Genomic DNA, 4,741 nt, shown 5'->3' on the forward strand with positions numbered 1-4,741 from the left:
GGGGAGGGCTGACGGGTGGAGCGGACGCGGGCCAGCACGGGCGCGCCGGCGGCGGCCGCTTCGTCGATCGACGCCTGGTCGCCCAGCCAGTTGGTTTCTTCCAGCACCAGGGCGGCGGTCAGCAGGGCCTCGCGCGGGCCGACGATGACGCGGCGGTTGTCGGGGTCCAGCTTCGTCACGAACAGCGGCTCGCCCACGGCGACGTTCAGGCCGCGGCGCTGGCCGATGGTGTAGTCGGTGATGCCGCTGTGCTTGCCCAGCACGCGGCCGTCCATGTGCACGATCTCGCCCGCCTCACGCCCCTGCGGGCGCAGGCGGTCGATCAGGGTGCGATAGTCGCCGGACGGCACGAAGCAGATATCCTGGCTGTCGGGCTTGGCGGCGATGCGCAGGCCCAGGCTGGCCGCGACGCCGCGCACCTGGGGCTTTTCCAGATCGGCCAGGGGAAAGCGCAGATAGTCCAGCTGGTCCTGGGTCGTGGCGAACAGGAAATAGGACTGGTCGCGCGAATGGTCGATCGCCTTGCGCATCTGCGAGCGATTGCCGGCGGGCGAGCGGCGGACGTAGTGGCCGGTGGCCATCGCCTCGGCGCCCAGGTCGCGGGCGACGTCCAGCAGGTCGCGGAATTTGACCGTCTGGTTGCAGCGGATGCAGGGGACCGGCGTCTGACCCTTCAGATAGCTGTCGGCGAATTGGTCGATGACGGCGTCCTTGAACCGGCTTTCGTAGTCGAGGACGTAGTGCGGGATGCCGATGGTTTCGGCGGCCAGCCGGGCGTCGTGAATATCCTGACCGGCGCAGCAGGCGCCTTTTTTCTTGAGCGCCTCGCCGTGGTCGTAAAGCTGAAGGGTGACGCCGACGACGTCATAGCCGGCCTTGTGCAGCAAGGCGGCGACGACGGTGGAATCGACGCCGCCTGACATGGCCGCGACCACGCGGGCGCCGACCGGCAGGCCGACCGCCGCGCGCGCGCTCTCGATCGCCGCGTCCATGTCGACCTGGCTCGACATGGGGGCGATTTCGGGAACGGGGCAGATCGGGTCCAGCACGGTCATCGCCGCCATATAGACGTTGGAAAGGGCGATTTCGAGGAGGGGCTGAATCGAAGGCCTGAAACGGCGACGGCCGCACCCGTTTCCGGATGCGGCCGCTGAAGCCTTTTATCGAAGGGGCGGATCAGCCGCGGTAGTGCTGGATCCGGGTCGTGCGCAGGCCCTGCATGCCCCATTTGTCGATCGCCTTCTGCCAGGCGAGGAATTCCTCGGCCGTCAGACGGTAACGCGCCAGGGCGTCCTCGAGCGACAGTAGGCCGCCGCGCACGGCCGCCACGACTTCCGCCTTGCGACGGATGACCCAGCGGTCAGTCTCCGGCGGCGGCAGGTCCCGCAGCGTCAGCGGGGTGCCGGTCGGGCCGACCACATACTGTTCGCCTTTGCTGTTAAGGCGTCGCTCTTGCAACATGGGCTTATGCCTCATTCACCACCACATCATTGAGCGTGAGCGTAGGCAGGCGCCGCTAAAGGCCGTTTAAGCGACGTGGTGAAGGAATGGATAAAATCCGTCCGTCCCACAAACACTTGAGTCATACTCTTGAATCCCGGATTCATGAATTCAGACGCCTGCCCGGTGGCTCATCAGCGCTTGATGTTGATGAGTTCGGCCAGCATTTCGTCAGCCGTGGTGATGATCTTGGACGAGGCGGAATAGGCCCGCTGCGTCGTGATCAGGCCGGTGAACTCCTCTGACAGTTCGACGGTCGAAAGCTCCAGCTGCTCGGGCGCGATGCTACCCGCGCCGCCCGAGCCCGGGGTCTTCAGGTTGTAGGTGCCGCTGGACTGGCTGACGCGATAGGCGTTGCCCGAAGCCTCGATCAGGCTATCGGTCGAGGGAAAGGTGGCGATGGCCACCTGGGCGATGCGGCGGGTCACACCGTTGTCGAAGATGGCGGTGACGAAGCCCAGATCGTCGATCTTGACGTCTGTCAGGCTGCCGAAGTTGGTGCCGTTGGTCATGGTCGCCTGAACGACCGAGGCGCTGTCGTACTGGGTCAGGCCGCCGGCCGCCGACGTCATGTCGAAGGCGATGGTCTGGTTGGCGATGCCCAGGCCCGCATCCCACTTCACTTCGCCCGCGCCCGGCGCGGCGGCGTCGGAAGCGCCAAAGGTGATCGATGCGTTGGCCGGATCGTCGAACAGGGCGGCGGAGCCCAGCGCCTGCATCCGGGCGACGTCCAGGCGACCATCCTGGGTGAAGGCGACGATGCCGGTCTTGATCTGACCATTGGCCAGGCCGGCGCCGGTATCGACGCTGTCGGCCGGAACGGCGCGGATTTCAGCATACCATTCGTTGGCGACCGTGCTCTTCAGGAAGGAGATGGCCACGGTGCGCTGACCGCCCTTGGAATCCGAGACCGGGATAGTGATCTCGAAGTCCGGCTTCACCCCCGTATTGGTCTCGGCATTGTACATCGCCATCGAGTTGGTCAGCGTGTTGTAGGCGTCGGCGCCGGGCGGCACGGCGGCGGCGGCGACAGCCTCGGCCGACCAGGCCTGGCTGGACTTGAGGTTGGCGTTCAGGCCCACGCGCGTGGTGCGTTCGGCGGTGCCGCCGACCGAGCCGACGTTGATGGTGCGCAGGCGGTTCAGATCGGACGGGTCGGGAATGATGTCGCCGTTGGCGTCGACCGGCCAGCCCTGCAGATACAGGCCCGAGGCGTTCTTCAGATAGCCCAGATCGTCGACGCGGAAGGCGCCGGCGCGGGTGAACAGGCGGGCGTCGGTCGGCTCGATGTTCTCGGCCTTGTCGGTGACGACGAAGAAGCCCTGGCCGTTGATGCCCAGGTGGGTCGACTCGCCCGTGCGCTGCAGGTTGCCGTTCTTGCTGATGTAGTGGCGGGCGCTGGCCGAGACGCCGCCGGCGGAATAGCCGGCCGTGCTCTGGCTGTTGACCATGGTCTGGAACTCGCTGGCCGTGCGCTTGTAGCCGGGCGTGTTCACATTGGTGATGTTCTGCGAAATCGCAGCCAGGGCCGCGGCGTTGGCGGTCAGACCGGAAACGCCGGCCTGCATGGCGCTGTTGATGCTCATGGGTGGCTCCTTGGGAAATCAGTTAAAGGGTGGGTGGCCGAGGCGGCGGGCGCCGTCAGGCCGGGGTTTCGGGATCTTCTTCTTCGGGGGGATTATTCGTGCCGGTGGGGGCCTTGTGCTCCTCCAGCGCGATGATGGTGGACATCGGCAGGATCGAGTTGCCGACCGTCAGGTAGGGTTCGTCGCCGTACATCTCGACCGCGCTGACGCGGCCGCGGATCAGGACCTGGCTCTCGACCGCCTTGCCCGCCGCGTCCTTGGCCGTGACCTTCAGCGTATAGACGCCGCCGTCGTCGAACTGGCCGCCGCCGGTGGTCTTGCCGTCCCAGGTGAAGTCGTGCAGGCCGCTGGTCTTGGCCGGCGCGTCGCCGCTCCAGACGACCTTGCCCGTGCTGTCCAGCACCTGGACGGTCGCCGAGGCGGCGTTGGACGCCAGCTCGTAGCTCCAGGTCGCCTCGCCATCGACCAGCTTGTTGGCGGACCAGACGGCGGTCGCCTCGCGGCCCATATAGTTGGCGGCGTTGGTCAGGCTGCCGCCCTGTTGCGCGGCCAGCAGGCCGGTCAGCAGGTCGTTGGTCAGCAGTTGCTGCTCGACGCCGGCCATCTGGGTCAGCTGGGCGGTGAACTCGTTGGAATCGACCGGGGACAGGGGGTCCTGGTTACGCAGCTGGGCGGTGAGCAGGCTCAGGAAGGTCTCGAAATTCGAGGCCAGCATGGTCGAGCCGGTGTTGATGCGACCGGCTGCTCCCTGGGCTGTGACGGCGGAGACCATGGTCAGACTTTCATGTCCACGCCCTGGGGCGAGAGGGTGAGAGGGGTCCAGCGGCCGGGCGGCGGCGCGGCGACATCGGCGTCGGCGGTCACGCGGGCGGCGCCGGCGAAGGCGCGGTCCTGACGGCGGTCGAAGCCGCGCCCGGACGAGGCGTCGCGTTCGGCGAACTGGAGCGAATCCTGGGACAGCTGGAAGCCGGCGTCCTGAAGCTGGCGACGCAATTCGTCGGCGCGGCCGCGCAGCTCGGCGGCGGCGGCGGGATTGTCGAAGGCCAGGCGCGCGGTCAGGGCGCCGTCAGCGCCGACTTCCATGCTGACATCGACGCGGCCCAGATCGTCAGGCGTCAGCGCCATTTCAAAGCGGGTCGAGCGGCCTTCCAGGCGGCGCATGATCTGCGCAGCGATCATGGCGGTCGTCTCGACCGTGGCGCGGCTGAGAGTCGAGGCCGCGACCTCGTGCCGGGTGGCGATCGTGTCCTGGGTCGCCTGTGCTTCAGGCGTCACCGGCGCGGCGGTGTCGGCCGATGCGTTCACGGCGGCAGGTGCGGCCGCGGCCGGTGCGCCGGGGGCGACGGCCGGTGACGGGGCGACAGCAGGCTTTGCGGCCGGGTCAGCCGCGACACTGGCGGTCGGGACGCCGGCCTCGCCGTCGGCGGCGCCGTCAACGCCTGCAAGGTCGGCGTTGGCGTGGCCTGTCGGCGCGCGATCCTGGGCCCCGCGGCCGGGCAGGGGGCGAACCTCGGCCGGAGTCGTAGCCGGGGCAGTTGCAGGGGGAGCGGTGGGTTCGGTGCGCGGCGATACGTCGGCGGCTGCAGCCGGGGCAGCGTCCGTCGAAACCTCGGCCTGGGGCTGCGGCGCACCGAACCCACCGCTCCCCCTGCAAC

The 4,741-nt window shown here is 68.2% G+C and carries 5 protein-coding genes; all 5 read right to left on the reverse strand.

The genetic code is table 11. The features are described from left to right. A partial coding sequence (mnmA, locus tag EON91_RS13955) for a tRNA 2-thiouridine(34) synthase MnmA (RefSeq protein WP_292095934.1) occupies nucleotides 1-1,064 on the reverse strand: 1,064 nt, incomplete at its 3' end. A 112-nt stretch (nucleotides 1,065-1,176) separates the two neighbouring features. Then, the gene (locus EON91_RS13960; protein WP_292095941.1) at nucleotides 1,177-1,461 is read right to left on the reverse strand and encodes a DUF1153 domain-containing protein; all 285 of its coding nucleotides are present in this window, start codon (nucleotides 1,459-1,461) and stop codon (nucleotides 1,177-1,179) included. Nucleotides 1,462-1,634: 173 nt separating this feature from the next. Continuing rightward, a complete protein-coding gene (gene flgE, locus EON91_RS13965; protein WP_292095936.1) occupies nucleotides 1,635-3,086 on the reverse strand; it encodes a flagellar hook protein FlgE in 1,452 nt (483 codons plus the stop codon). Nucleotides 3,087-3,141: 55 nt separating this feature from the next. After that, nucleotides 3,142-3,858: a flagellar hook capping FlgD N-terminal domain-containing protein gene (locus tag EON91_RS13970; RefSeq protein ID WP_292095938.1), complete on the reverse strand. Its 717-nt coding sequence runs from the start codon at nucleotides 3,856-3,858 to the stop codon at nucleotides 3,142-3,144. Between the two features lie 2 nt (nucleotides 3,859-3,860). After that, on the reverse strand, nucleotides 3,861-4,741 hold an 881-nt coding region (locus EON91_RS13975), incomplete at its 5' end, for a flagellar hook-length control protein FliK (RefSeq protein ID WP_292095939.1).

The organism is Brevundimonas sp., from assembly GCF_004210735.1.
In the GTDB taxonomy this organism is placed as follows: domain Bacteria; phylum Pseudomonadota; class Alphaproteobacteria; order Caulobacterales; family Caulobacteraceae; genus Brevundimonas.

Bases quoted from the DNA above. Each gene is read 5' to 3' on its own strand.
- flgE (WP_292095936.1), bottom strand. From the start codon at position 3,086: ATGAGCATCAACAGCGCCATGCAGGCCGGCGTTTCCGGTCTGACCGCC.
- EON91_RS13970 (WP_292095938.1), bottom strand. From the start codon at position 3,858: ATGGTCTCCGCCGTCACAGCCCAGGGAGCAGCCGGTCGCATCAACACC.
- EON91_RS13960 (WP_292095941.1), bottom strand. From the start codon at position 1,461: ATGTTGCAAGAGCGACGCCTTAACAGCAAAGGCGAACAGTATGTGGTC.